Origin of the sequence: Serratia sp. L9 (genome assembly GCF_050632285.1) — a bacterium.
Lineage (GTDB): Bacteria > Pseudomonadota > Gammaproteobacteria > Enterobacterales > Enterobacteriaceae > Chania.
In genome coordinates this window covers 3147409-3168792 of the sequence record NZ_CP192591.1, presented here as the reverse complement: position 1 = coordinate 3168792, position 21384 = coordinate 3147409, and the positions used below count along the sequence as shown (strand labels likewise).

The 21384-nt window shown below is 53.5% G+C and carries 16 protein-coding genes and 2 pseudogenes; 8 read left to right on the top strand and 10 right to left on the bottom strand.

Annotated features, from left to right (window positions below; genetic code table 11):
• Window position 1 precedes the first annotated feature (1 nt).
• From ACQ86O_RS14940 to tmaR, 5 genes and pseudogenes are all read right to left on the bottom strand, one after another.
• Window positions 2–640 carry an ABC-type transport auxiliary lipoprotein family protein gene (locus ACQ86O_RS14940; protein ID WP_431221770.1) on the bottom strand — a complete coding sequence of 213 codons (639 nt, stop codon included), beginning with the start codon at window positions 638–640 and terminating at the stop codon, window positions 2–4.
• A complete protein-coding gene (locus ACQ86O_RS14935; RefSeq protein ID WP_431221769.1) occupies window positions 640–1578 on the bottom strand; it encodes an MlaD family protein in 939 nt (312 codons plus the stop codon). The genes ACQ86O_RS14940 and ACQ86O_RS14935 overlap by 1 nt, the downstream gene beginning before the upstream one ends.
• A gap of 3 nt (window positions 1579–1581) precedes the next feature.
• Window positions 1582–2381: pseudogene (locus tag ACQ86O_RS14930) on the bottom strand (ABC transporter ATP-binding protein).
• On the bottom strand, window positions 2375–3520 hold the full coding sequence (locus ACQ86O_RS14925; protein ID WP_431221768.1) for an MlaE family ABC transporter permease: 1146 nt from the start codon (window positions 3518–3520) through the stop codon (window positions 2375–2377). The pseudogene ACQ86O_RS14930 and the gene ACQ86O_RS14925 overlap by 7 nt, the downstream one beginning before the upstream one ends.
• Before the next feature lie 344 nt (window positions 3521–3864).
• Entirely contained in the window at window positions 3865–4182 is a 318-nt protein-coding gene (gene tmaR / locus ACQ86O_RS14920) for a PTS system regulator TmaR (RefSeq protein WP_431221767.1), read from the bottom strand.
• 494 nt (window positions 4183–4676) lie between these two features.
• Here tmaR and ACQ86O_RS14915 point away from each other — a divergent pair, with 494 nt between their 5' ends.
• The gene (locus tag ACQ86O_RS14915) at window positions 4677–5423 is read left to right on the top strand and encodes a S24 family peptidase (RefSeq protein WP_431221766.1); all 747 of its coding nucleotides are present in this window, start codon (window positions 4677–4679) and stop codon (window positions 5421–5423) included.
• 33 nt (window positions 5424–5456) lie between these two features.
• Here ACQ86O_RS14915 and ACQ86O_RS14910 read toward each other — a convergent pair whose 3' ends face one another.
• On the bottom strand, window positions 5457–6566 hold the full coding sequence (locus ACQ86O_RS14910) for an SDR family oxidoreductase (protein WP_431221765.1): 1110 nt from the start codon (window positions 6564–6566) through the stop codon (window positions 5457–5459).
• Window positions 6567–6809: 243 nt separating this feature from the next.
• Between ACQ86O_RS14910 and ACQ86O_RS14905 the strand changes: the two genes are divergently transcribed.
• Together ACQ86O_RS14905 and sbcB are read left to right on the top strand one after the other, a co-directional pair.
• A complete protein-coding gene (locus tag ACQ86O_RS14905) occupies window positions 6810–6983 on the top strand; it encodes a hypothetical protein (RefSeq protein ID WP_431221764.1) in 174 nt (57 codons plus the stop codon).
• Between the two features lie 65 nt (window positions 6984–7048).
• Window positions 7049–8476, top strand: a complete 1428-nt coding sequence (gene sbcB, locus ACQ86O_RS14900) for an exodeoxyribonuclease I (protein ID WP_431221763.1) — start codon at window positions 7049–7051, stop codon at window positions 8474–8476.
• Between the two features lie 82 nt (window positions 8477–8558).
• Here the strand turns inward: sbcB and ACQ86O_RS14895 are convergent, their stop codons facing one another.
• Complete coding sequence (locus ACQ86O_RS14895; protein WP_431221762.1) at window positions 8559–9929, bottom strand: APC family permease; 1371 nt, start codon at window positions 9927–9929, stop codon at window positions 8559–8561.
• Window positions 9930–10449: 520 nt separating this feature from the next.
• Window positions 10450–11867, bottom strand: a pseudogene (locus tag ACQ86O_RS14890) (glutamine synthetase family protein).
• Window positions 11868–12264: 397 nt separating this feature from the next.
• Here ACQ86O_RS14890 and puuR point away from each other — a divergent pair.
• From puuR to ACQ86O_RS14875, 3 genes are all read left to right on the top strand, one after another.
• Window positions 12265–12822, top strand: coding sequence for an HTH-type transcriptional regulator PuuR (gene puuR, locus ACQ86O_RS14885; protein WP_431221761.1), 558 nt, complete (start codon window positions 12265–12267; stop codon window positions 12820–12822).
• A gap of 18 nt (window positions 12823–12840) precedes the next feature.
• A complete protein-coding gene (locus tag ACQ86O_RS14880) occupies window positions 12841–14121 on the top strand; it encodes an NAD(P)/FAD-dependent oxidoreductase (protein WP_431221760.1) in 1281 nt (426 codons plus the stop codon).
• Between the two features lie 252 nt (window positions 14122–14373).
• Window positions 14374–16359: a ligand-gated channel protein gene (locus ACQ86O_RS14875; RefSeq protein ID WP_431221759.1), complete on the top strand. Its 1986-nt coding sequence runs from the start codon at window positions 14374–14376 to the stop codon at window positions 16357–16359.
• A gap of 155 nt (window positions 16360–16514) precedes the next feature.
• Here ACQ86O_RS14875 and ACQ86O_RS14870 read toward each other — a convergent pair whose 3' ends face one another.
• Window positions 16515–17996, bottom strand: a complete 1482-nt coding sequence (locus ACQ86O_RS14870) for an amino acid permease (protein ID WP_431221758.1) — start codon at window positions 17994–17996, stop codon at window positions 16515–16517.
• Between the two features lie 151 nt (window positions 17997–18147).
• Window positions 18148–19020: a DNA-binding transcriptional regulator YeiE gene (gene yieE / locus ACQ86O_RS14865; protein ID WP_431221757.1), complete on the bottom strand. Its 873-nt coding sequence runs from the start codon at window positions 19018–19020 to the stop codon at window positions 18148–18150.
• Window positions 19021–19311: 291 nt separating this feature from the next.
• Here yieE and ACQ86O_RS14860 point away from each other — a divergent pair, with 291 nt between their 5' ends.
• Complete coding sequence (locus ACQ86O_RS14860) at window positions 19312–20391, top strand: YeiH family putative sulfate export transporter (protein WP_431221756.1); 1080 nt, start codon at window positions 19312–19314, stop codon at window positions 20389–20391.
• Window positions 20392–20486: 95 nt separating this feature from the next.
• Window positions 20487–21326: a deoxyribonuclease IV gene (gene nfo / locus ACQ86O_RS14855; RefSeq protein WP_431221755.1), complete on the top strand. Its 840-nt coding sequence runs from the start codon at window positions 20487–20489 to the stop codon at window positions 21324–21326.
• Window positions 21327–21384: the final 58 nt, after the last annotated feature.

Genomic DNA, 21384 nt, shown 5'->3' with positions numbered 1-21384 from the left:
CTCAGTTGGCCGCCTGTTGCCTGGTCCAGGCCAGGATTTGCGCTGCAAGTTGATCGCTGGCCTGGCCAAACGCCTTCACCACGTCATCCATTGATCTGCCGTTGATCGGTTGGCGCGCCACAAAGCTGCGGTTGGCCATCACCCGCCGATCGGAAGTTTGCACCAGGCGAGCATCAAAGCGGATCACCACTTCGCCCTGCTCGCCGTTATAAACCCCCTGGAATGAGGATAAGTCCCCACCCAGTTCCCAATCGGCCTGTAGATTATCATCGTCAGTGCTCACCGAACTGAAACGACCATCGGAGCGGAACTCCTGGGTCAGGCGATTGCGCAGCAGTATCGGCGCTGGATCGCTCCAACGGGAACCGCTATACGCCGTTATCTCGGAACCCTGTGGCTGAACGGCAATGCGTGAACCATTTATAAACTGGCTGGCATTGGGCTGCACGATGCGTAAAGAGCGTTCAATCGTCGGCCCCCCGGCAGAAGCAGCCGGTTGTGCAGGCAGCAAATACACCTGCGAGATCGGGGTTTGCGGCAAAATAGTGCAGGCTGCCAGCGGCAGGCACAATATCACTGCCCACAACAGCCTTGAAAACGGGTTACGTAAGCCGGTAAACATCAGTTTCAGATCAGTCATTATGGGGTAAACTCCTTGGTGCGTTCGGGGCCCCTGAGCAAGGCTGCCGGGTTTTCTTCCAGGCGGCCGATGGCTCCGCGTAATGTCACTAAGGTTCTGCGCAATTCATCCACCGCCGGACCTAGATCGTTGAACCCCTGGATACCACTGCTCAGTGATTTTTGATTCTCGCTGATCAGCTTGTTCATCAGCACGCTGGTCTTCTCAAGCGATGCCATAGTGTTGGCCGCATTGATCACCAACTGCTTGCCCTGCCCATCCAACAGCAGGTTGGCGTTGCGCATCAGCCGGTTGGTTTGCGCCAGCGTGTCGTTGCTTTGCTTGGTTACCAAGGCCAACTGCTGCAATATGGTGCGGATATCTTCACGCTGCCCGGCCACGGTATCGGTAATTTTCTCCAGATTGTCCAAGGTATTAACCAACCGCTGCTGATTATCCGGCGTCAGTACCTGATTCAGGCGCATCAGGACCTCATTGACGTTGGTCATCACATCCTCACCGTTGGTAAGCAGTTGGCTCAGTGGCGAAGGCGTGGCAATAATCACCGGGATCTCCCCGTCCGCCGTTTGCAGCAACGGGCTGGCTTCACTCCCGCCGCTGAGCTGAATATTCGAAGTACCGGTAATGCCCGCCATCGCCAGACGGGCTTGAGTATCCTGGCGGACTGGCGTTGAAGCCGCTACCCGAATACGCGCCCAGACCCTGCTGGGAACGTCTTTATCCAACCGCAGTTGGACCACTTCCCCTACGCGGATCCCGCTGTAATTCACCGTGCTGCCTTGCGAAAGGCCACTGACGGCCTCGTTGAACACGATATCGTACAGCTTGAACTGGCGATCGCTGCCGGATTTGGTCAGCCACAGGCTGAACAACAGCACGGCCGTAAAGATAATGAGAGTAAATAGACCAATGAGGACATGGTGAGCACGGGTTTCCATTTTTTATTTCCTCTCTGCTATGTTCGTTACGGCCTGCTGCGCCGCTCGCCCGCGAGGGCCATGGAAATACGCCTGGATCCAGGGATCGTCGGTATCCGCCACCACGTCCAGTGAATCCACCACCAGCACCTTTTTTGCGAAAGTACCGCCACCCGATCACATATCGTATACAGGGTATCCAGATCGTGGGTGACCAGAAATACGGTTAGCCCCAAGGCATCACGCAAGGTGCGGATCAGGCTGTCAAAAGCTGCTGCACCGATAGGATCCAACCCGGCCGTCGGCTCATCCAGAAACAGGATTTCCGGATCCAACGCCAGCGCCCTGGCCAGAGCCGCACGCTTCACCATGCCGCCAGAAAGCGAGGCCGGATATTTATTACCGGCATTGGCCGGCAGGCCGGACAACGCCAATTTCACCTGCGCCAGCTGTTCGGCATCACTGCGTTGCAACCCCGCGTATTCAATGAGCGGCAAGGCCACGTTTTCCGTTACGGTCAAGGAACTGAACAACGCACCGCGCTGAAACAGTACGCCAAATCGCCGCTCCAACGCAGAGCGCCGTGCGCCGCTTAGCGCCATCAAATCTTCGCCAAAAACCTGGATCTGGCCAGCCGTTGGGCGGCGCAGGCCGACAATACTGCGCAACAGCACGGACTTCCCGGTGCCGGATCCCCCGACTACGCCCAGGATCTCCCCACGGCGTACGTCCAGGTCAAGATCTTCATGCACGCATTGTTTGCCGAAACAGTTACGCAGTTCGCGGATGCGAATAATGGTTTCCGGGTTTGTCTGGTTTACCATCCCATCTCCATGAAGAACAGTGCGGCAACCGCATCCAGCAGGATCACCACAAAGATTGAATGCACAACGCTGGCGGTAGTATGGGCCCCCACCGATTCAGCGCTACCGCTGACTTTAAAACCTTCCAGACAGCCAATGATGGCTATCAGGAAAGCAAATACCGGAGCCTTGCTCATCCCCACCAGGAAATGCTCAAAACCGCCGCTGCTCTGCATAATGGTTAAAAACATGGTCGGGGAGATATCCAGCGTCAGGGCGCAAACCACCACCCCGCCAAAAATCCCGCTGATCATGCCGATAAAGGTCAGCATCGGCAGTGCCAGCAACAGCGCCAGCACGCGCGGAAGCACCAGCAATTCAACCGGATTGAGCCCCAATGCCTGGATAGCGTCAATTTCTTCGTTGGCCTTCATCAGGCCGATCTCAGCAGTGAAGGCGCTGGCGGTACGCCCTGCCATCAATATGGCCGTCAGCAGCACCGCAAATTCACGCAGAAAAGAAAACACCACCAGTTGGACGGTAAAAATACTGGCGCCAAAGGTGGATAAGACCGTTGAGCCAAGAAAAGCAATGACGGCGCCAACCAGGAAGGTCAGCAGCATAATGATAGGTACCGCGTTCAGGCCGATTTGCTGGAGGTTGGCGACCAGTGAGGTGATCCGCCAGCGCGAAGGGCGTAGCAGGCTGCCAAACAAGGTTTGCAGCGTCAGGCCGATAAACCCCAGCAAAGCCACCAGGTTTTGCCAGAAGTTCTCCATCGACTGACCGATGTTGGACAATAGCTCTATCACCAGACCGGGTGGTTTTTCCTCCGGTGGCGGCTCAAAACCTTGTAATGCACGGCCTACTGTTTCGAGCAGGACACGGCGTTCAGCGGGCAGTGAAGGCGCAATCTGGCCGAGAGAAAGTATTCGCTGTTCACCAAGGAGATTAACCAGAAGCGTGGCGCCTGCGGTGTCAAGAATGCCCAGTTGACTCAGATCGAATACCACGTTGGCAGGCAGCCGGGTCTGCAGTTGTCTGACGGTGGGTTCCAACTGGCGATAATGTGCCAATACCCAGTCCCCAGATGCCGAGATACGGGGTGGGTTAGCGGCCTCGTCCAGATTGAGCAATGCGGTGAGCTGTTGTTCTGTCATAAAGATAACCTGTTACCCGATAAGCAAAAAAATGCATCATGCTGCTTAAGGCGACGCCCAATCCCCACGGGAAGGGCACTACAGAACTGGTCACGCTATCAAGCCCAAAAACTATACCGCTATTTTTCAAACGTCAGTTTGAAATTTATAGGGTAAAACAGAGTTTTCCGGCCAGAATACGTTTTTATTATTCATAACAACAAGCGTAGCGCCTCTAGGCCGATTTGCTATCTCACCGTTGAATATCAGTGATGTTGTGGTGATGGTTCAAACTGTAACCGTCAGATGGGGCGAGCGGGTGTAGGTACAGGGCCGGGGGCTTCCCCAACCCTGTTCGGCGCAAATTACTTCACTTCGCCCATAGCTTTCAGCTTTTTGGATAATTCGCGGCGCTCTTTCGACAGATCGGCATTCTTGATGATGTAATCATCAACGCGATCTTCATAGTCGCTGCGCATATTGGCGATGATGCCCTGAATGTCTTCAATGCTCATGCCAGGCTTGATGTACTCGCTCAGGTTGTCGAGCAGCAGCACACGCTTCTGGTTATCACGAACTTTCTTTTCGTTGTCGACAATTTCACGCTGTAGCTTGTTTTTACGACGGTTCATACGCACAAACTCCAGTACGTCCTGGAAACTCGGCTTAGTTGCATTATCCATCTTTAATACCCTTGCTTAAGTAATACACAGATTCGGTTGCTTACGGCCACAATGGTACCAAGATACAGGTTTGTGGCCTTCAGACACAACAGTCATCGCCCTATCTTAGCGACTTTAGCCTCTCAGCCCTATCCCGATATACCGGCTTCATGATCTGATCCCCTATTCGCGCCCACTGGCAGTACAGACCTTGAGCAGATCGCCCAGCTCTTTGAGTTGAATAGGCCATTCCCCAGCTCACAGCGCGCTCCGCCCTCCGTGAACAATACGGTAATTGCGGTATGCCAGGTGTTCAAAAGAAGAGATTTCCGGTCAAGACACACCTTTCTGCCCCCCGACAATGAGGTAAAACACTTATTTTAGAGTAGGAACCAGGCTTGCGTACAACAACTCACATCAGCAGATGTGTTCAGGCTGCCGGTAAGGCCGTTTTGTGCTAAAGATTTTCACACCGCAGGATTTACCTTTTTGCTAAAGGATGCGACCATCCACCGATGGAAACCAAAGAAATTAGGCGCAATAATCTGCGCGATCTGATGGCGCATTATGCCCGGCAAGGCACTAACCAGAATGAATTCTCCTTACTGGTGGGTTCCTCTGCGCCAACCCTGAGCCAGATCACCGGCGAAAAGTCCTCGCGCAACCTGGGCGATAACCTTGCCCGGCGCATTGAGGCCAAGTTAGGCCTGCCCAAAGGATGGTTTGACGTGTTCCATGAGAAGGCTCTGGAACAGCCGTTTGCCAACGTAGCCGCAGAGTCGGATTTCCAGCCTGCCAGGCTCAAACCCGTGGTGTGGGAAGATACCGATCAGGACAAAGAAGAATTTGTGGAGATCCCATTGCTGGATATTGATTTTTCCGCAGGCGATGGCTGTTATGAAATTGTCGATCGTGAAGAGTTTTCGCTGATTTTCCGCCGCTACTACCTGCACAAAATGGGCGTAGCGGTAAATGCAGCGCGCATTATCCGCATTTCCGGCTCCAGTATGGAACCCCGGCTGCAGGATGGCGACGTGGTGGGGATCAACACCGACGATACCCGTATCCGCGAAGGGAAAACCTATGCTATCCGCCACGGCAATCTGTTACGGGTCAAGATCCTGATTGAGAAGCCCGACGGCGGTGTGGTGATCCGCTCGCTGAACCGGGAAGAGTATCAGGATGAGCAACTCAGCTATCCGCAGCGCAAAGAACAATTGGTGGTGCTGGGCCGCGTTTTCTGGTCATCGTCATCCTGGTAAAAGCAGGGGCGCTTTTCTGAGCGCCCTTTTCAGCTATTTAAAATCCACCACCATCTGCTGGGGTATAGACAGCCCACGCGTCGACTGCACGCAACGCGCAATATAATCGGTAAAGCGTGGCGGTTTCGGCATACCCAGTTGCAGGATCTTCTCATTACTGAAACGCACGTTCAGCATGGCAAATGAGCCGTATAAACGCATGGCTTTCAGCATCAGGCGTTCATTACATGGCCCAAAGATATCTTTCAGTTGCCTGCGCATTTGCAGCAAGGCTTCGTAGCTGACCTGCGCATAGCGATCGCCCACCGGCGGCTCTTCCAGCGCAGCGGCAATGGCGTAATCGATATCGGCAAAGCTGACGCTGCTCTCTTCACCCGCCGAGATATGATAAACATCATTGTCCAGGTCTTCTCTGCAGAGCAGCATCACCAACGCGTCGGCGCAGTAATCCACCGGGATCACATCGATATTATCCTGCAGCGAACACATAAACTTGCGCAGCATCAGCGCCATACTGAATACCCAGAAGATACTGCTGGAAGGTTTACAACCCAGGCGCGTATGGCCCACGACGATCGAAGGCCGGGCAATCACCAACGGCAGTTGCGGGCAAACCTGCCGCATCATCTGTTCGATAGTGGATTTGGAGCGGGTATATTCCACCAGATGTTCAGCGGTTTCCTCAAATTCGGCGCTTTCGGCCACCAGCGAACCTGCCTGCGGGGCGCAGGACATTGCCGTCCCAACATGCAGGAAACGTTTTAATCCAGCAACCTGCGACATTCGCTGGGCGAAAGCCAGGGTGCCTTCAACGTTTACTTTCCAAATAAGGGGATTATTGCCAAATGAAGCAACAGCGGCACAATTAACCACATGCGTCACATTATTGATACGTGCGTCTGATAAAAAACAGTCTGGCTCACTTAAATCACCCAGTAAAATATTATCAACCGTCAGTTGATTCAGAATATTTTTATCGATATTGAACTTTTCCATATTAGTGCGAATACGGTTTAAACCCAGCTGTTCATTCTCAGCACGCACTAATAAAAGGTAATTAATCTTTTGATTTTCAATCAGGAACTTTTCAAGCACTGCGCCACCAAGAAAGCCGGTAGCGCCGGTCAACAACAGCGTTTTCATATTGGACACCCATATTGGTATTTAATAAAACGGATTGTATCCCTGTATTTATAAACCGAATTTAAATAGAAATTAATCCCGCACAACTTAACCTGCTCACTATTATTCCAAGGCAAGACAATTCCAGAGATTAGCAACCCATATCTATCATTGCGCGGCAGTTATATTGTTATCGTTTAAATAATATTGATGTTAGACCTGATGTAATTACACCGATAATCCATTCTTTTTCTTGGCACCGAGATGAACTACAACCAAAAAACCTGGCTGGGCGTGTTGGTCATTTGTACCTTATTCTGGTTAGGCGTGGCTGGCAGTATTAATTATTTCAGTAAGACAATAGAGAAGCCGTCAAAGGATCAGAAGGTGAAAAACACCCCGGCGCGAACAGCTATCTCCAAAGTTGACGACGTTTAAGCTTGGCATCGTTCATGGCGCCGTTACAATAGGGCTATTCCCTACGCCAATAAAGAGATGCGATTTTGAGCAGCAAGGCACCGGCAACATTTTACATCCACGATTACGAAACCTTCGGTAAAAGCCCGTCGAAGGATCGCCCGGCCCAGTTTGCCGGGGTGCGCACCGATATGGATTTCAACATTATCGAAGACCCCCTGGTTATCTACTGCGCCCCGGCCGATGACTACCTCCCTGAGCCGGAAGCGGTGATGATCACCGGTATCACACCGCAGCATGCGCTGGCCAAAGGCGTGAACGAGGCCGAGTTTGCCCGCCAGATCCACCAGGCGTTCAGCGTGCCGGGCACCTGTATTCTGGGTTACAACAATATTCGCTTTGACGATGAAGTCAGCCGCAATATCTTCTATCGCTGCTTCTACGATCCCTACGCTTACAGCTGGCAGAACGGCAACTCACGCTGGGATTTGCTGGATGTGATGCGTGCCTGCTACGCCTTGCGCCCGGAAGGCATCAACTGGCCTGAAAATGAAGAAGGTTTCCCCAGTTTCCGTCTGGAACACCTGACCCGCGCCAACGGCGTAGAACACGAACACGCGCATGATGCCATGTCCGATGTGTACGCCACCATTGCCATGGCCAAGCTGGTCAAACAGGCGCAGCCAAGGCTGTTTGATTATCTGTTGCAGCATCGCAACAAGCACAAGCTGAACGCCCTCATTGACATAGCAGAAATGACGCCGCTGGTGCACGTTTCCGGCATGTTCGGAGCGGCGCGCGGGAACACCAGTTGGGTTTCACCGCTGGCCTGGCACCCGGAGAACAAAAACGCCGTGATCATGTGCGATCTGGCTGGCGATATTTCTCCGCTGCTGGAACTGAACGCTGAACAACTGCGCGAACGCCTTTATACCCGCCGCGATCATCTGGCAGCGGATCAAACGCCGATACCTATCAAGCTGGTTCATATCAATAAATGCCCGGTGCTGGCCCCAGCCAAGACGCTGTTGCCAGAAAATGCCGATCGCCTGGGTATCGACCGCGAAGCCTGCCTTGCTAACCTGAAAGTGCTGCGCCAGCATCCCGAAATACGAGAAAAAGTGGTAACGCTGTTTGCCGAAGCCGAGCCATTCCCCCCGGTCGATGATGTTGATGCCAGACTCTACGACGGGTTCTTCAGCGATGCCGACAAAGCCGCCATGAGGATTATCCAGCAAACCAAACCGCAGAACCTGCCTGCGCTGGATCTGACCTTCAGCGATAACCGCATGAAAGAATTGCTGTTCCGCTACCGTGCGCGCAATTACCCGAACACCTTGGATGACGCCGAACAGCAACGCTGGTTACAGCATCGTCAGGAAGCGCTGAACGCCGAGCGGGTGCAGGATTACCTGCTGCAATTAGAGGCGCTGTATAACCAGCATGAAGGGAATAAAGAGAAAACCGCGCTGCTTAAAGCACTGTTTGATTACGGCAAGCAGTTGGTGGGATAAAAACATCGCCAGGTATCAAGCCAGCAAAAAAGGGTTTCAGCACGCTGAAACCCTTTTTTATTTAGTGCGTTAGACTAATAAATCAAGCTACGTCTTCACTTGCCTGCGGCACCGGCAGGCGGAAGCTGCGGGTGACGAACGCCAGGTAAAGCAGGCCAATCGCTGCCCAGACCAGGCCCAGCGTCATAGAGCTGGCTTCCAGATTGATCCACAGCGCACCGACGGTCAACGCCCCCAGCACCGGCAAAATCAGGTAGTTGAAGGTGTCTTTCACGGTGCGGTTCAGCTTGTCGCGAATATAAAACTGAGAAATCACCGACAGGTTAACGAAAGTGAACGCGATCAGCGCACCGAAGTTAATCAACGCCGTGGCCGTCACCAGGTCGAACGAAACAGCGGACAGCGCAATCACGCCAACCAACAGCACGTTCAGCGCTGGAGTGCGCCATTTCGGGTGCACATAACCGAAGAAACGCTCCGGGAATACGCCGTCACGGCCCATCACATACATCAGGCGTGAAACCCCCGCATGTGACGCCATACCGGAAGCCAGTACGGTAACGCAAGAGAACACCAGGATCACCGACTGGAAGAACTTACCAGCCACATACAGCATGATTTCCGGCTGTGACGCGTCAGGATCTTTGAAGCGTGAAATATCCGGGAAGTACAACTGCACGAAGTAGGACACCACAATAAAGATGATGCCGCCGATCAATGCCGTCAGGAAGATGGCCTTCGGGATCACATTCTCTGCGTCTTTGGTTTCTTCAGATAACGAGCTGATGCCGTCAAAGCCGAGGAACGAGAAGCACAGAATGGTCGCACCGGTTATCATCGGCACCACGTGGGCATTATCAGACCAGAACGGGCGGCTGCTGACCAGGGTACCGGCACCTTCGCCGTGGGAAATACCGTTCACCACCAGGCCAAGGAACACGATCATGATCGCCACCTGCACTACCACGATAATGGAGTTCAGGTTAGCGACCAGCTTGATGCCACGCAGGTTGAAAATGGTCATCAAGGCCACCAGCCCTGCGACAAAGATCCACGATGGCACACCGGGGAAAATCGCTTCCAGATAAATTTTTGCCAGCAGGATGTTGATCATCGGCATGAACAGGTAGTCCAGCAGAGATGACCAACCCACCATAAAGCCGACATGCGGGCTGATGGCTTTCTGGGCATAGGTATAAGCAGAACCGGCGGAAGGGAATTTCCGCACCAGTTTGCCGTAGCTCAGGGCGGTAAACAGGATCGCCAGCAGAGCAAAGGCGTACGCTGTCGCGACGTGACCATCGGTCAGGCCGGAGACGATGCCGAAGGTGTCAAAAATGGTCATTGGCTGTAAATAGGCCAGACCCATCATGACGACCGGGACTAAAGTCAGGGTTTTACGCAGTTGGACGCGTTGGCCGGCTGGTGCGGCGCTGATGATGTTATCGGACATCGCGCAGCCCCCTTACCTTCAGCCTTGCGGATAATAGACACGCCAAGACTTAAGGTTGCGGGGAAACTTCGCAACGAGCGACTTAATTCTAAAAGGGGGATGAGGGAAGCTGGATAACGCGGCGAGATTGCCTTGGTTGCTCCATAATCGCTGCGACCACAGCGGAAACCGGCGGGCACCGGTGCTAAAGTGAAAAATTGCCCCATCTGTCTTATCCTCATGAGTCACGACCATAAAGTTTTGGTTGATCGTGACGAACCTATTTATCTATCCGGCTCGATGTCCGGCCTCTCTTGGTGTATGAAACGCACATTGGTAGAACGTAATGCAAAAAAATAACCGACGCGTTAAAACGTCGGCTATCTGCATTTCGCGTATTTTGCACCATTTGGCCTCAGGAAGACAAGATCTTGAAACCTTCTAATACAAATTCTTTTGGTGATTGCCGGGAAACTACCCTTAACGCGTAGAATCAGTGTCAATCCTTTGTTGAAATAGCGGTTTTCCCCGTTATGTCGGCTCAGGCATTTTTCAGCATCCAGTCAATCTCGGTCTCCGTTACCAACCGCTCGAATTGCATCAGCTCATCCGACTTGCAGGCGTGGTAAACGTGCGAGAAGCGTTCACCAAGATACTGGGTAAGCTCATGCTGGTGCTCAAACTCATATAAGGCATCGCTCTGGCGGATCGGGAATGGCAGCCCTTCCTGCTCCAGCCCATTGCCGGTGACCGGCTCGGGTAACGGCTGTTCGGTATCCAGCCCATAAAGCATACCCGCCAGGATTGCCGCCATCACCAGATAGGGGTTGGCATCGGCACCCGCAACGCGGTATTCCACACGGTGGTTATCGACGTCACCACAGGGAATACGCAACGCGACGGTGCGATTGTTATGCCCCCAGGAAGCCTGGACTGGCACATACATGCCCGGTTGAAAGCGGCGGAAAGCGTTCACATTGGGGGCCAGCAGCGCCATGGAGGCAGGCATCAGGGCGATCATTCCGGCCAGCGTCCGTTTGAATAATGCCGAGTCTTCGCCATCCGCTTCGGCAAACAGGTTCTTGCCGTTGCTGTCTACCATGCTGAGATGCACGTGCATCCCGCTCCCGGCATAATCCTCATAAGGTTTGGCCATAAAAGTGGCATGCAGGTGATGATGTTCAGCCGCCTGCCGCACCAGGCGTTTCAACGCCAAGGCGTGATCGCAGGCTTGTAATACGTTATCGGTATGGTTGAGGTTCACTTCAAACTGGCCGGGAGACGCTTCTGCCACCGCCCCGTCCGCCGGGAGCCCCTGCAACTGCGCCAAGGCGTCTATCTCATTAAGCACCCCGGCGAAATGGTTCAGATTATCCAGCGAATAGACCTGGCTCTGCACGTTGCGTTCCTGCGTCCCCAGAGCACAAGGGGGTTGCAGGTATCCTTCCGAGTCTCGCTGTCGATCGATGAGATAAAACTCCAGCTCTACCGCTACCACCGGGAATAATCCACGTTGGCGCAACGCCTGCCATATTCGGTTGAGGACATTACGGGGTTCAACGTCAAAGGGAGTACCATCTTCATCCAACATGGTCAGCAACACCTGACCGATGTGTTCCGGATCCGCCGCAGACGGCGTCAAGGTCCCAGGCACGGGGATACAAACGCGATCCGGCTCACCCAATTCCTGACCCAGACCGGCTTCTTCCACCACGTTGCCAAGAATATCCATAGCAAATACCGAGGCAGGGAAGTAGCAGCCTTTTTCAATTTTTTCAACCCGGAGAGGGGAATACGCTTACCGCGGAAGGAACCATTAAGATCGTTCAGAAGGATATCGATATACTGCGTGGCTGGGTGGCGTTCCAAATAGTGGTCTACTTCCACTTGGAACGCGCTACTTCGCCTCTCTTCATTATGCTGTGCAAAATCTTCAATTATTGCGCTATTGGTTTGCATACGTCACCCGCTGTTGTGCTCTTGGGAATGCCTTCGCATTCGCTTGCCGATCGTCTTAACACATGGTTTGATTTCTCTGTAGACTGCGCCGCAAACCGGCGCTCAAAATAACATCCATATAATGAAACATAGTATTAACGAAAATGCTTTGCAAATATTACAATCACGTTTGATTATTGGCCACGGGCTGCTAAATTGATAAAATATTGACCGAAAAGGCGTTGTTTACGCTTTTGTCGTACAGAATTTCGTCCGCCAGAACGGGGAAGAACATGGGCAATATATTTTCCAATCACCACCCAACTACCGATATCATGTGGTCTCGATATCCCCCAGACAGGGGCCCCGCGCCCGGGGTTCTCCAAACCTGTCGCTTCTACCAGAAGGAACTACCGCTATGAGCGAAGTCAGCTTGGCACCAGGCAAGCGCCTGTCGCAGATCCGTCAGCATTTGGGTTTGTCACAGCGCAGGGTCGCCGAACTGTCCGGATTAACCCACAGTGCCATCAGTACGATTGAGCAGGACAAAGTCAGCCCTGCCATCAGTACACTGCAGAAACTGTTGAAGGTCTATGGGCTATCGCTGTCTGAATTCTTTGCTGAACCCGAACGGCCAGATGAGCCCAAAGTGGTGATCGAGCCGGAAGACCTTATTGAGATCGGTAGCCAGGGCGTCTCAATGAAACTGGTGCACAACGGCAGCCCGACCCGCAATCTGGCCATGATGCTGGAAACCTATCAGCCGGGGACCACGACCGGGGAGAAGATCAAGCACCAGGGTGAGGAGATCGGCACCCTGCTGGAAGGGGAAATCATGTTGACCGTCAACGGCCAAAGTTACCTGCTGACTGCGGGGCAAAGCTACGCGATCAACACAGGTATGCCGCACAGCTTCAATAACTCCTCAACGCGTGTATGCCGGATTGTTAGCGCGCATACCCCAACCACCTTCTGAGACACCACCGGAGGAGTGATGATGGAACATGTTGCCAGCTATTATGCCGCCAGCGCCAACCCTCACGCTCCTTATCCTCAGTTAAAGGGAGCCATCCGCTGCGACGTCTGCATTATCGGCGGTGGTTTCAGCGGGCTCTCTTGCGCCTTGCATCTGGTAGAGGCTGGTTATGACGTGGTATTACTCGAAGCCTTCCGCATCGGTTGGGGGGCCAGCGGCCGCAACGGCGGTCAGGTGGTCAACTCCTACAGCCGCGATATCGACGTGATCGAGGCGCACTACGGCCAGGAAACCGCAGCCATGCTCGGTGGAATGATGTTCGAAGGTGCAGAGATCATCCGCCAGCGCATCGATCGCTACGCTATCGCCTGTGATTATCGCCCCGGCGCCATCGCCGCCGCCCTCACCTCAAAACAGTTCAGCGCGCTGCGAGAAAAACAGAAGCTCTGGCAGCGTTATGGTCATCAGCATCTGCAACTGCTGGATGGCGAAGCCATCCGCTGCGCCATTGGCAGCGAGCGTTACGTCGGTGGGTTGCTGGATAGACAGGGTGGGCATCTGCATCCGCTCAATCTGGCTCTGGGCGAAGCAGAAGCGGTGCGCCGCCACGGTGGCAGACTGTTTGAACAATCTGCCGTGACCCGTATCGAATATGGCCAACCCGCAACGGTGCACACAGCCCAGGGTTGCGTAAATGCCAGCTTGGTGATCGTAGCTGGCAATGCTTATCTTGGGGATCAACTGGAGCCACGCCTCAGCCGCCTGAGCATGCCCTGCGGTTCACAAATCGTCGCCACCGAACCTTTATCATCGGATATGGCACTTTCGCTGTTGCCGGATAACTACTGCGTTGAGGATTGTAACTACCTGCTTGATTATTTCCGCCTGACGGCAGACAACCGGTTGTTATATGGCGGTGGCGTGGTTTATGGCGCACAGGATCCGGCTGATATCGAGGCCAGGATCCGCCCCCTGATGCTGAAGACCTTCCCCCAGTTGAAAAAGGTGCGTATCGATTACCGCTGGAGCGGTAACTTCCTGCTGACGCTTTCGCGTATGCCGCAGTTTGGCAGGCTGGAAAACAATGTCTACTACCTGCAGGGGGACAGTGGCCACGGCGTGACCTTGACCCATCTGGCGGGAAAATTGATTGCCGAAGCGCTACGCGGTGACGCCGAGCGCTTCGATGCCTTTGCCAAGCTCCCCCATATGCCATTTTTCGGTGGCCGGCATTTACAAGTGCCCTTCACTGCCCTCGGAGCCGCCTACTACGCGCTGCGTGACCGATTAGGATTCTGATTTTCTCTCCCACTCTCCGGCCAATCCCTGCATTAACTTTACTAATGCCATTGGTTTCAATCAATTACTGAATAAACATACAAATGATAGTAATTATCATTTTGATTTACATTGCTGTCGATTTCCTTACAATAACCTGACGCTTTACCCACGGGAACAGAAATCATCAGGGGTAAAAGCAAAATTATATTCTTTTAAATCAAATAATTAACAGGGAAAACCTGTTGACCTCGGGCCAGGAATATTTATCTCATGGAAAAGCCAAGCTATAACACCTTGACTGCACTCATCCTCGCATCACTCGCCAGCAGCAGCGCTCTGGCACAATCACCGGACACCATGGTCGTCACCGCCTCTGGTTTCCAGCAAAGAATTCAAGACTCAGCAGCATCTATCTCCGTGATCCCCCGCCAGCAGTTGGAAACCAGGGCCTATCGCGATGTTACCGATGCCTTGAAGGACGTACCGGGCGTGGTCGTTACCGGCGGTGCCAGCAGCAGCGATATCAGCATCAGGGGCATGTCCTCCAAATACACGCTGATCCTGGTTGACGGTAAACGCGTTGATAGCCGCGGCACCCGCCCTAACAGCGATAACGCCGGGATTGAGCAGGGTTGGTTACCGCCGCTGCAGGCCATCGAGCGTATCGAAGTGGTTCGTGGGCCAATGTCTTCACTCTATGGCTCAGATGCCATGGGCGGGGTTATCAACATTATCACGCGCAGAACCTCCACAACCCAAGCGTGGAGCGGTTCGCTACAGGGCGACACCACCTTCCAGGAACACAGTGACTCAGGCGATATTTTCCAGACTAACGCCTTTGCTTCTGGCCCATTGATTGACGGTTTACTCGGCTTGCGGGTGAATGGCCTGCTCTCCCGCCGGGCGGAGGACCACATCCTCAATGGCTTCAAAGAACAGCGCATGCGTAGCGGCACGGCGGTATTCAGCCTGACCCCAGATGAAAAAAATGAATTCGATTTTGAAATCGGCCGCTCACTGCAAGACCGCAACGGCACGCCGGGCAAATCCATAGCAGCCGAACGCTGCAGCAAAGGTGTATGTAAACCAAACACCGCCAGCGAAAATATTTATACCCGTAACAACTACTCGGTAACGCATAACGGCTATTACGATTTCGGTAAGAGTACCAGCTACATTCAGCAGGAAGAAACCAACAACTCCGGGCGCGACATGAAGTCGTACAACACCATTTTCAACACCCAGACGCAGTTTGAGCTCGGCGCTCATCTGCTTAACCTGGGTGGTCAATACCGCTACGAAAAGCTTAGCGACGGCGGTAACCAACTGGAAGCCGCAGATGGCCTGAGCAAACTGACCCGTTGGAGCTGGGCACTGTTTGCCGAAGACGAATGGGCGCTGACCAATGATTTCAGCCTGACTACCGGGATCCGTATGGATCAGGATCAGAACTATGGCAACCACTGGACGCCGCGCATGTACGGCGTTTGGCATCTGACGGAACAATGGACCCTGAAAGGTGGGGTATCGGCTGGCTACCGTTCACCGGATCTGCGCCAGTCCTCTCCCAACTGGGGCCAGATCACCGGGGGTAACGTCAGCTCCGGTATTATCGTGGGCAACGCTGACTTGAAGCCAGAAACCAGTCTGAGCCAGGAAATCGCTCTGCTGTGGGATAACCAGCAAAACCTGAATGCCGGTATCACCCTGTTCAATACCGATTTCAAAGACAAGATCACCGAGGTGCGCCGCTGTAACGACTCGGCTGACCCGGCCTGCACCATCGGCAATACCCATTATGATTTTATCAGCGATCGCGTCAACGTAGACAAAGCCAACATGCGCGGTATTGAAGCCACCGTCGGTTGGGACATCACCGAAGACTGGAAGCTGAGCACCAACTACACCTTTACCGATTCTGAACAGAAAAGCGGGGCATTCCAGGGCAAGGCACTAAACCAGATGCCCAAGCACATGATCAACACCGTGCTGGATTGGCAGGCGACGCAGGATGTCAGCCTGTGGTCACGCGTCAACTTCCGCAGCGAAACCTCGGAATACCTGAGCCGCACGTCAATGGCCTCCAGCACACCGTCCTACACCTTTGTTGACGCCGGTCTGAGCTACCAGGCAAATAAAAACCTGCAGGTCAGTGGTGGCGTTTACAACATTCTGGATAAAACCGTGGATTACGAGCACTATAACACCACGCTGGATGGTCGCCGTTACACCGTTGGTATGACTTACAACTTCTGATTATTGGAAATAAGGGTGGGGAGGAATACGCCTCGTTCTGCCAAAGCCTTTACCCAAACGTCAAAAGGGCCGCAAATTGTGCGGCCCTTTCGTTTACAGGGGATACTTGGCAAGGAATAACGCGGCGGTGACCCACCGCGTCCTGGTCTATTTGATTACTTATCAGGGTTCCACTTCGGGAATTCCATTTCGCTGTACTTCACAACACGGGTGCCGCGCGTCAGCTTATAACCGAACCAGATGATCAGGAACAATGGAATACCGATGTAGGTTGCCGTCACGCCATACCAGTCAATCTTGTCCTCCAGGAAAGCCTGATAGTTCTGCCCCAGCGTGATGATCAGACACAGCACAAAGGCAAACATTGGCCCCAACGGGAAGAAACCGGAACGGTACGGCAGATCGTTAAGATCAAGCCCTTGCTTCATATAACCACGACGGAAACGGTAATGGCTGATCGCAATCCCCAACCAGGCGATAAAGCCGGTCATGCCCGAAGTATTCAGCAGCCACAGATACACCGACTGGTTGCCGAACATCGAGCTGAGGAAGCACAGTGCCGCAACCACGGTGGTGGCATACAGAGCATTACGTGGCACACCGCCTTTCGACAGTTTGGCAAAAATGCGGGGTGCCTTACCTTCCGAAGCCAGCGTAAACAGCATACGGGTTGAGGCGTACATCCCGGAGTTACCGGCAGACAACACCGCAGTCAGGATCACCGCGTTCATCACCGCCGCCGCAGACAGCAAACCGGCGTGCTCGAATACCAAGGTGAACGGGCTGACGCTGATGTCTTTCACATCATTACGCAGCAGGCTCGGATCGGTATAAGGAATGATCAGGCTGATAATCAGGATGGCGAAGATATAGAACAACAGAATACGCCAGAACACCTGGCGCACCGCGCGCGGAATGTTCTTGCCCGGATCTTCAGATTCACCGGCTGCGATACCGATAAGCTCGGTCCCCTGGAAGGAGAAGCCGACGATCATCGCCACGCCAATCATGGCCGAGAAGCCCCCGGCAAAAGGTGCATCGCCGATGGTCCAGTTTTGCCAGCCCGCATGTTCACCGCCCTTCAGGATACCGAAAATCATCAGTATGCCGAGGCCGATAAAGATAATGACCGTACTCACTTTGATCAGTGAGAACCAATATTCTGCCTCACCGAAACCCTTCACCGAAATGAAGTTCAGCAGGAACATCAGGCCGAGGAACAAGGCGCTCCAGATCCAGCCCGGGGTATCAGGGAACCAGTAGTTCATCACCAGTTGTGCTGCCACCAAATCAACAGCAATGGTCACCGCCCAGTTGTACCAGTAGTTCCAGCCGAGCGCGAAGCCGAAGCCTTCCTCTACATACTTGGCGCCATAAGTGGAGAACGAGCCCGAAACCGGCATAAATGCCGCCAACTCACCCAAGCTGGTCATCAGGAAATAGACCATCAAACCAATCAAGGCATAGGAAAGCAATGCGCCACCTGGGCCTGCCTGAGAAACCGTTGCGCCGGAAGCAACAAACAGGCCTGTACCGATGGAGCCGCCAATGGCAATCATGGTTAAATGCCGCGCTTTTAGCTCGCGGCGTAATCCGGGTGCTTGTTGCCCCGCTGTTTTTATATCCTGCTGAGCCATTCTTACCCTATCTGCCCGTCAAAAAAAATGAGGGCAGAATTGTAACAAATACCCGCCAGTGAACTAGTAACATTGCGCTGATATAAGATAGCTTCATAATCCCGTTGTAATTATTAGCGACACCCCTGCTCCCCGGCCTCAGGGAAGCCTTTTACTTGGGTTCAACGCAGTAGCTCAGGAAGCGTTGCAGCGCGTTGGAGATATGCTTTTGCCGATGATGGATCAGGTACAGTGTGCGTACCAAAGGCGGCAAAGGTAGTTTCAACTCTACCAGTACGCCGCTGGCCAACTGCTCCTCAACCACACGCCGTGAAAGGCAACTGATCCCGATACCATGCCGCACCGCGTGCTTGATCGCTTCGGAGTTCCCGAGTTCCATCACCAGTTGGAAATCTGGCAGATGTGCCAGCAACAGATGATCCAGCACTTCCCGCGTGCCGGAGCCTCGCTCACGCAGGATCCAGGGGGCGCTGGCCAGCGCGGCCATGGTCATTGGTTGTTGCACCAACGGGCTATCCGGCGCGGCAAATACCACCAGCTCATCTTCCAGCCACGGTTGTGTCACCAACTCCGGCATATGACATGGCCCTTCAATCAGGCCAAGGTCTACACGGAAATCCGCCACCGCCACTATCACCTCCTGGCTGTTGCCCACGTTCAGTTCCAGCGGGGTGGCAGGGAAATCCTTGCGATAACGGGCAATCATCTGCGGCAATAAATAGTTGCCAATGGTACTACTGGCAGCGATGCGTAACGAGCCACTGTCATGCAGGAACAGTTGTTCAATTTCCCCGGCCTGTTCCAGTAGCGCCAGAGCCTTGGGGTAGAGCAAGCGGCCATGTTCGTTGATAACCAAGCGCTTACCAACCCGATCGAACAGCAACACTTTCAGTTGCCCTTCCAGATCGGCCAGTGCCGCGCTAACCGCTGATTGTGATAAAGCCAGAACCACTGAGGCTTGAGTGGTTGAACCGCTTTTAAGCACTTCGGTAAAGACTTCCAATTGGCGCAAAGTGATATGCATAGCGGCCTCGATATAGAAAATGTCCAGCCAGACTTGGCCATAGCCACCACCTTTCAAGCCAAAACTGAAACTTGAAATCCATGGAAGTATATGGGTCAGAAAAAGCCATTTGAATGACAACGCTGTTATGTCTTTAAGATTATCACGTTTACGGCAATCGACCTGAAAACCGGGATAATCCCGCACTCTATATCACTTATTCCGGTAAGTTATAAATATATAATCAATTTCATTTTTAGGTCACGAACTTTTATCCTTGTCTTCAGGAATTGAGAAGAGGACAAATAATAAATGGCGAGTGATACCACCCACACCTATCCTGAACAGCGTTTTCCCTTGTTTGGATTACCACGGCTGATACCGGGTTTGTTGCTGACCGGTGCGTTAACCGCATTGGCGATCTGGGCGGGTGACATACCCTGGATTGCAAATCTCGGATTAGGCGCCCTGACGCTGGCGATCCTGTTTGGTATCGTGGTTGGCAACACCCTCTACCCATGGCTGCAACCCAGTTGCCATAGCGGTGTGCAGCTTGCCAAGCAGCGCCTGCTGCGCCTGGGGATTATCCTTTATGGCTTTCGTTTGACCTTCCAGCAGATTGCTGACGTCGGGGCTACCGGTATCATTATCGATGCCTTCACCCTGAGCAGCACTTTCCTGTTGGCCTGCTGGCTGGGTAAAAAGGTATTCGGTCTCGACAACCAGACCACCATGCTGATCGGTGCCGGCAGCAGTATCTGCGGGGCCGCAGCAGTCATGGCGACCGAACCGGTGCTGAAGGCCGATTCAAGCAAAGTTGCCGTCGCGGTCTCCACCGTGGTGGTATTTGGCACCCTGGCTATCTTTGTCTACCCCTGGCTGTATCAGCTAAATGAGCACTTTCAGTGGTTACCCTTTAACCAGGAAACCTTCGGTATTTACACCGGCTCAACCCTCCACGAAGTTGCTCAGGTAGTGGCGGCGGGTCACGCTATCGGCCCAGATGCAGAGAATGCGGCGGTGATCGCCAAAATGATCCGTGTGATGATGCTGGCCCCCTTCCTGCTGTTGCTATCTGGTTATATCAGCCGCGGTGCCGGAAGTGGCAGCAAAAGCGAAAAATCAGCGATCACCATTCCCTGGTTTGCCGTGTTGTTTATCGCCGTTGCCGGGTTGAACTCCTTTAACCTGATCCCGACCACGCTGGTACAGCATCTGATCACCATCGACACCTGGATGCTTGCCATGGCGATGGCTGCGTTGGGCCTGACAACTCACATCAGCGCGGTCCGCCAGGCAGGGGTAAAACCCATTCTGCTGGCAACCCTGCTGTTTGTCTGGCTGGTTATCGGCGGTGGCGCAATCAACCTGCTTGTGCAACACCTGCTGTAACCTCTCTTCGACAGCAGGCCCGAGCCTTCGGGCCTGCTTCTTTTGTCCCGCGCTTATCAATGCCATAATGCCCCTGATAACTCAGGAGAATGATAATGAAGTTTGTCGGTGCACATGTCAGCGCTTCAGGCGGCGTAGATCAGGCCGTGATCCGCGCGCACGAATTAGAGGCGACCGCATTCGCCCTGTTCACTAAAAATCAGCGTCAATGGAAGGCAGCGCCACTGCCAGCCGACGTTATCGAAAAGTTTAAAGCTGCTTGCGCGCAATACGGGTATGGCCCCGAGCAGATCCTGCCACATGACAGCTATCTGATTAACCTTGGCCACCCGGTGGAAGAGGCGCTGGAAAAGTCCCGCGAGGCGTTTCTCGATGAGATGCAGCGCTGCGAGCAATTGGGGCTGACGCTGCTGAACTTCCACCCTGGCAGCCATCTGATGCAGATTGATGAGGATAAATGTCTGGCACGCATCGCCGAATCCATCAACATCGTGCTGGATAAAACCCAGGGCGTGACCGCCGTGATCGAAAACACTGCAGGTCAGGGCAGCAATCTGGGGTTCAAATTTGAACACCTGGCGGCGATTATTGACGGTGTGGAAGATAAAAGCCGCGTCGGCGTGTGTATTGATACCTGCCATGCTTTCGCTGCCGGTTACGATCTGCGTACCGAAGAGAACTGCCAGAAGACGTTTAAGGAACTGGATGATGTGGTGGGCTTTAACTACCTGCGCGGTATGCACCTGAACGATGCCAAGAGCGCGTTTAACAGCCGCGTCGATCGCCACCACAGCCTGGGCGAAGGCAATATCGGCAAGACCGTGTTCAGCTATATCATGCGCGATGCGCGTTTCGATAATATCCCGCTGATCCTGGAGACGGTAAACCCGGATATCTGGGCCGAAGAAATTGCCTGGCTGAAAGCTCAGCAATAATCCTCTCGACATAAATAGAAAAACCGGCACCTGAGCGCCGGTTTTTTGGTTGCTTACC